The sequence below is a fragment of the Cohnella sp. GCM10027633 genome (assembly GCF_042675445.1).
In the GTDB taxonomy this organism is placed as follows: Bacteria; Bacillota; Bacilli; order Paenibacillales; family Paenibacillaceae; genus Cohnella.
On sequence record NZ_JBHTGV010000003.1, the window covers coordinates 515,578 to 522,131 of the forward strand.

6 protein-coding genes are annotated in these 6,554 nt (G+C 59.6%); 1 reads left to right on the forward strand and 5 read right to left on the reverse strand.

The features are described from left to right. Positions 1-2: 2 nt before the first annotated feature. From ACFQZG_RS11580 to ACFQZG_RS11595, 4 genes are all read right to left on the reverse strand, one after another. Entirely contained in the window at positions 3-2,573 is a 2,571-nt protein-coding gene (locus ACFQZG_RS11580; protein WP_378152528.1) for a DNA internalization-related competence protein ComEC/Rec2, read from the reverse strand. 85 nt (positions 2,574-2,658) lie between these two features. Next, the gene (locus ACFQZG_RS11585; protein WP_378152530.1) at positions 2,659-3,162 is read right to left on the reverse strand and encodes a deoxycytidylate deaminase; all 504 of its coding nucleotides are present in this window, start codon (positions 3,160-3,162) and stop codon (positions 2,659-2,661) included. A gap of 25 nt (positions 3,163-3,187) precedes the next feature. Further along, entirely contained in the window at positions 3,188-4,480 is a 1,293-nt protein-coding gene (locus tag ACFQZG_RS11590) for a homocysteine synthase (RefSeq protein WP_378152532.1), read from the reverse strand. Positions 4,481-4,572: 92 nt separating this feature from the next. Then, positions 4,573-5,181, reverse strand: coding sequence for a ComEA family DNA-binding protein (locus ACFQZG_RS11595; protein WP_378152534.1), 609 nt, complete (start codon positions 5,179-5,181; stop codon positions 4,573-4,575). Positions 5,182-5,293: 112 nt separating this feature from the next. Between ACFQZG_RS11595 and comER the strand changes: the two genes are divergently transcribed. Then, positions 5,294-6,124, forward strand: coding sequence for a late competence protein ComER (gene comER, locus ACFQZG_RS11600; protein ID WP_378152536.1), 831 nt, complete (start codon positions 5,294-5,296; stop codon positions 6,122-6,124). Positions 6,125-6,177: 53 nt separating this feature from the next. Here the strand turns inward: comER and ACFQZG_RS11605 are convergent. Continuing rightward, positions 6,178-6,554: hypothetical protein (locus ACFQZG_RS11605; protein ID WP_378152538.1), on the reverse strand; the 377-nt coding region annotated here is incomplete at its 5' end.

Below are 6,554 nucleotides of genomic sequence, written 5' to 3' on the forward strand. Positions count from 1 at the left end.
TACTATCGCTTCTTCCGACGCTCCATCGTACCGTCCGGGTGGACGCGATACTGCACCTCTCCGTCGAGATCGGTACGCAAGATGCGGGTACCCGACGCTTCAAGCCGTTGAATGACCGTCGGATGCGGGTGTCCGTAAAGGTTATTCCGTCCGACCGATATGACGGTTTCCGACGGTTGCCAAGCGTATAGCCACTCTTGCGTCGTCGAGGTTTTGCTCCCGTGGTGCGCGGCTTTGAGGACGTCGACCGGCGTCCGAGCGGCTGTGGCTGACAAGGCGGCGGCCGCTACGGCACGCTCCCCTTCCGCCTCCAAATCTCCGGGGAGAAGGAACGTGCGACCGTACAGCTTGGCGAGCAGGACGACGCTACGTTCGTTCTGGTCATCTAGTACGGGAACGCCGGGATGATCGACCGATGAAGGATAGAGCACCTCCAGCATCATGGATTCGTCGACCGCCCATGTCATCGGTTCGCTTAAGGCATAACACGGAATTCGTTTTCTCATCGCCAACTCGAATAACGCCTTCGTCCCCGGCGCATCCTTGAGCGTCCCGTTGAACAAGATCGCGCGCACCGGGATGTTCTCGATCACCGCCTTCGCCCCTCCGATATGGTCCGCGTCCAGGTGCGTCAGCACGAGCGCGTCGAGCTCCCGCACGCCTCGTTGAAGCAGCAACGGGACGAGCAGCTTCCGGCCGACCTCGTATGGATCCCTGCGCGCCCGCCATTCGTCTCCCGGCTTGCGGAAGCTGACCGTTCCGCCCGCGTCGACGAGCACGTGATTGCCTTCGCCCGTACGAATGAGAATGCTGTCTCCTTGGCCGACGTCTACAAACATGACCTGCCCCGCGTCGTTCGTCCATGCCGGACGAACGCCCCACAAGAGCCATAGCAAGCTAAGCGCCGCCAACGCCGCGTTAACCGCGGCGGTCGCCGATCTCTTGCCGCGGAGTCGGGGTTCATCGAAGATGAATGGCTCGGCGAGATGCCCGGCCTGCCGCTGCGCCTCTCTCCGATGTTCCTCCCACCATTGTCGCTCTCTAATTAGGAGGAGACGGCGATGCAATACGAAGCTGAATAAGCCCAACAAGGCAAACCCGGCCAGGACCCATATCAAGCTAGGCTGCGGCCATAGGGTACGCAAGCGTTCGTACGACGCCAACGTATCCACGATCCGGAACGTGATCTCGTTGCCGATCGTCGCGAGCTTGGCCGGTGGTATCCCTAGCGGCTCCCAGCAAGCGCCGAGGGCGATCGATACCATGCCGAGAGGCATGACGACGAAGCTGACGAACGGCACGAGCACGAAGTTGGCGAGCAGCGACAGCAGGTGCACGGAGTGAAAATAATACACGGTTACCGGGAACGAGACTGCCTGCGCGACGAGCGCGACCGCGAGCGACCCGCGCAGCCATGCCCACGGCAGCGTCAATGATGCCGTCGCGATCGGCACGAACAAGAGCAAGCCGGCCGTCACGATGAAGGATAGCTGGAAGCTGACGTTCTCGATCAATCGCGGCTCCCAGAGCAGCATGGCGATCGCCGCGGCCGCGAGCAAGTGCAAGCCGTCCTTGAGCCGATGGCTTCTGGCTAGCCATAGCGCGAGCATGGCCATCAAGCAGGCGCGGACGGCGGACGGGGAAGCGCCGGTCGCCAGCATGTAGACGGGCATCATGGCGATCGTGACGTCGATCGCGCGCTCGCGGGTCAGCCTCGCCCATGCGCAGAGCTGCAGCAGCAAAAAGACGATGACGCCGACATGCAACCCGGATATCGCGAGAATGTGCGTTAATCCCAGTCTGGCGAACGCATCGTATTGCCCGGGATCGAAGTCCGACGTGATGCCCGCGACGAGCCCTTTCATATATCCCGCATCTCCGCTAGGGTACAGCCTGTCCATCAGCGCGCCGATGTTCGCGCGGAATCGATCGAGCAGCCGCAGCGGAACAAACTGCCAGGGGATCGTCCCTTCCAGCCGTTGGACGGCGTCTATTCCCTTGGCGTTCAGAACCCAGTGAATGCCATGTCGGCTCAGGTAATCGCGATAGTCGAACGCTCCGAAGTTGCCCGCATCGCCGGGAGCCGCAAGGACGCCGGATACACGGAGCCGGTCTCCTCTCTCCCAACCGGAAGCGACGTGCTGATCTTCCTGCTTGGCGAGCTTCACGCGAACGATGACGGATTCTTCGGCTTCGCGGGAGGCACCGCCGGAAGGCCATACGATCGATGCCGTACGCAGCGTTGCCGTCGCGAGATCTCCGTCTACCTCGATCGCCGACGTAAGCGTGCCGGTCAACTCCGCGTCGGCCTCGTCTTGGGCTTGTCCGTTCGGCAGCGCGATCGTCGTCTCGCCTCTTTGTTCGACCCACAGGCGTTCGCCGAACGAGAACAGCAGCGCCGCCACGCTGAGCATCGTAACCAGACATTTGGCATAACCGAACATGCCGATCGCAAGCAAGAAGAGCGTCAAGCTGCCTAGGACATACCAGCCGCTCTCGCCGGGCCATAGGGACGGAATCGCGGTTCCGGTCGCGAAGCAGATCGCGACGGATACGAGCGGTCTACGGTTCATCGCGCTCACCCTTCATGAAGGAATACTAAAAGAACCTCTTCGCCGATGATTCGGCCGAAGAGGTTCTTCCTCGATTCGCGAAATATTAGGAGCCGTCCTGAACTTCCGTATCCGAAGGCGGCGCGTAGTTATCGATGCGACGGAACGAGATGCCCCGCTGACGCATAAGCTCGGTTACTTTGTCATGGTCTTTCGAGTACGGACGGTGGTAGACGACTTCTACGATGCCGCTGTTCGCGAGCATGTTCGCGCACGTCCAGCAAGGCTGGTCCGTCACGTACACGACGGAGCCTTCGCGGTCGACTCGATCGGTGAACAAGAGCAGGTTCTGTTCGGCATGGATCGTACGGATGCAGCGCTCCTTCTTAACCATGCCGCTATCGGACGGCGCGTACTCCTCGACGATCATGCAGCCCGCTTCGGAGCAATCGTGCACGCCCATCGGCGCGCCGTTGTAAGCCGTCCCGAGCAGCTTCTTGCCTTGGACGAGCACGGTTCCGACATGCCGCCTCGGACAACGCGACCTCGTAGACGCCATGAAGGCGATGTCCATGAAATACGTATCCCAGTCTTTGCGCAGGGAGTTCATTCGGTAATCCTCCGTTGCTGTACGATTACTGTTGGCTCGCCGCCAACGCCTGACCCAGATCGTTAAGAATATCTTTAATGCCTTCCGTGCCGACGGACAGTCGAATCATGCCGGGCTGCACGCCGGCAGCCGTTTGCTCCGATTCGGAGAGCTGCGCGTGCGTCGTGCTGGCCGGGTGAATGATAAGCGACTTCGAATCGCCCACGTTCGCCAAGTGAGAGAACAGCTTAACGGAGTTGATCACTTTTTTGCCCGCTTCGGTTCCGCCCTTGATCCCGAACGTCATGATCGCGCCTTGGCCGTTCGGCAAGTAACGCTGCCCGAGCTCGTAAGACGGGTGGCTCGGCAATCCCGCGTAGTTCACCCATTCGACCGCCTCGTGCTTCTCGAGGAATTGCGCGACCGCGAGCGCGTTGCTGCTATGGCGCTCCATCCGCAGGTGCAGCGTCTCGAGTCCTTGCAGGAACATGAACGAATTGAAAGGTGCCAACGCGGCTCCCATATCGCGTAGGAGTTGTACGCGCATTTTGATAATGTACGCGACCGGTCCGACCGCCTCGGTATAGACGACTCCGTGGTAGCTTGGATCAGGCTGAGTCAATCCAGGGAACTTACCGCTGGCCGCCCAGTCGAATTTCCCGCCGTCGACGACGATGCCGCCGATGGACGTGCCGTGGCCGCCGATGAACTTGGTCGCGGAATGCAGCACGATGTCCGCGCCATGCTCGATCGGACGGCACAGATACGGGGATGCGAACGTGTTGTCGATAATGAGCGGAATGCCGTTTTCGTGCGCGATCGAAGCGACCGCCGCGATATCGAGAATGTCTCCGCGCGGATTGCCGATCGTCTCCGCGAAGACGGCCTTCGTCTTCGGCGTGATGGCAGCGCGGAAATTGTCCGGATTCGATGGATCGACGAACTTCACCGTAATGCCGAGCTTCGGCAGCGTGATCGCGAACAGGTTATACGTGCCGCCGTACAAGCTTGCGGACGAGACGATCTCGTCGCCGGCTCCGGCGATGTTGAAGATGGAATACGTGATGGCGGCTTGTCCGGACGCGACCGCAAGCGCGGCTGCGCCTCCTTCGAGAGCGGCGACCCGCTGCTCGAAAACGTCGGAAGTCGGGTTCATAATCCGCGTATAGATGTTGCCGAATTCTTTCAGCGCGAATAAATTGGCAGCATGATCGGTATCGCGGAATCCGTAAGACGTCGTTTGGTAGATCGGGACCGCCCTCGACAACGTCGTCGGATCGAGATGCTGCCCTCCGTGCACGGCTAGCGTTTCCAATGAATACGATTCTTCCTTCGCCATGGAACAAACCTCCCAAGATACATGAAATAATGGCTATCTCTCGTATTCTCTCATATTTTCGCATTGGAGGAAAGCCAAGTTGTTCGCTCGGATTATCGAACATAAATGTCCGGGGACAGCTTGTCCAGAATCTTCGGTCCGATGCCCTTCACTTCAAGCAATTCATCGACGGACCGATACCCTCCGTGTTGTTCGCGGTAGGACACGATCGCTTTTGCCTTGGACGGGCCGATTCCCGGCAACCGTTCTAGCTGCGCCGTCGTCGCTTCGTTCAGGTCGAGGCGCGAATCGGCGACTTGGGCGGACGGCGTCGGCGACAACGTCGATTGTTCGCTCGGAGTTGGCGTGGCTTGTTGCGTTGGCGGCATTGTCGATTGTTCGCTTGGAGATGGAGTTGCTTGTTGCGTTGGAGGCATTGTCGATTGTTCGCTTGGAGATGGAGTTGCTTGTTGCGTAGGCTGCGTCGTTCTCTCGGCCGACGGCGAGGTTGCCGTTCGGTCCGCTCCATCTTGCTCGGATACGGTTATCGGTTGCGGAGTCGTCGTCGCTTCCATGGCGGCCAATGCCGTCTCGATCTGCCCGTTCACCGGGATCCATCCGCTCGGTCCGTCCGCGGAACGGGAGGCATGCCAAGCGATCGCCGCCATCAACGTCCCGAGAGTCGCTAATCCGATCGCGATGCGCGTTCGTACTGGCTTCACCGTAATCCCTTCTTTCTTTTTTATGGAATCGTTTATCGAAAAACGTCATGTCGGCCAACCCGTGCTTCATACAATGGGATGAAGAAAACGGTGCCGGAGGAGGTCTGCGGAAATGAGAATCGGATTTATCGGCGCGGGAAGCATGGGCAGTCTGCTAATGGGCGCCTTCATACGCAACGGCGCTTTGCAGCCAGACCAGATCATCGCGAGTTCCCGGACGTTCTCCAAACTCTCGGCTCTATCGGATCGCTATCCCGGCTTGCAGATCGCAAGCTCCAATCGCCAAGCCGCTATAGGCTCCGACTATATTGTGCTATGCGTGAAACCGATGGACTACCGCAAAGTCATCGACGATATCGCGCCTTCGTTAACGCCGAATCAGATCGTCATCTCGATCACCAGTCCGGTCATGCTCGCCCAACTGGAAGAACTGCTGCCGTGCAAAGTCGTCAAAATCATTCCGAGCGTCGTCAACGGCGTCGGCAGCGGTGCCTCCCTGTTCATGTGGGGCTCTCGCTTAAGCTCGGATGATCGAGCCGAGCTGTATCAATTGTTCTCTTCGATCAGCCAGCCGATCGAGATCGAAGAGGAGGAGGTGCGCGCCGCGTCGGACTTGTCCAGCTGCGGTCCCGCGTTCCTCGCGTACTTGCTCGACGAGTTTATCGTCGCCGCCGTATCGATGGGCATGGACCGGCAGACGGCCACTTCGCTCGCCGCGGAGATGATGCTCGGCACGGCTCGCCTGCTGCTCGAATATCCGTGCACGCCAGCCGAACTTCAAGCGAAGGTGAGCGTTCCCGGCGGCATTACCGAAGCCGCGCTCGACGTGCTGCGCCGTACGACTCGCGGCGCCTTCATGCAAGTGCTCAATACGACCCACGAGAAGTTCGCCGAGGACCTCGACCGGGTCGAGGGCGCGTTGTTCCCTCGGGAGCGGACTTAGGGAGATTGGTTTGAATGATCGCCCCATCGCGCGAATGCGATGGGTTTTTTTATTTAACCCGACTTTTCCCGCCTATTGCTCACCGGAGCGTCGTTTCTTCTCCTGTAACCCGACTTTTCCCGCCTATTGCTCACCGGAACGCCGTTTCTTCTCCTGTAACCCGACTTTTCCCGCCTATTGCTCACCGGAACGCCGTTTCTTCTCCAGTAACCCGACTTTTCCCGCCTGAGCGACGTTTCTACTCCTGTAACCCGACTTTTCCCGCCTATTGCCCGCCTGAGCGTCGTTTCTTCTCCAGTAACCCGACTTTTCCCGCCTATTGCCCGCCTGAGCGCCGTTTCTTCTCCAGTAACCCGACTTTTCCCGCCTATAGCCCGCCTGAGCGCCGATTGATCCCAGTAACCCGACTTTTCCCGCCTATTGCTCACCG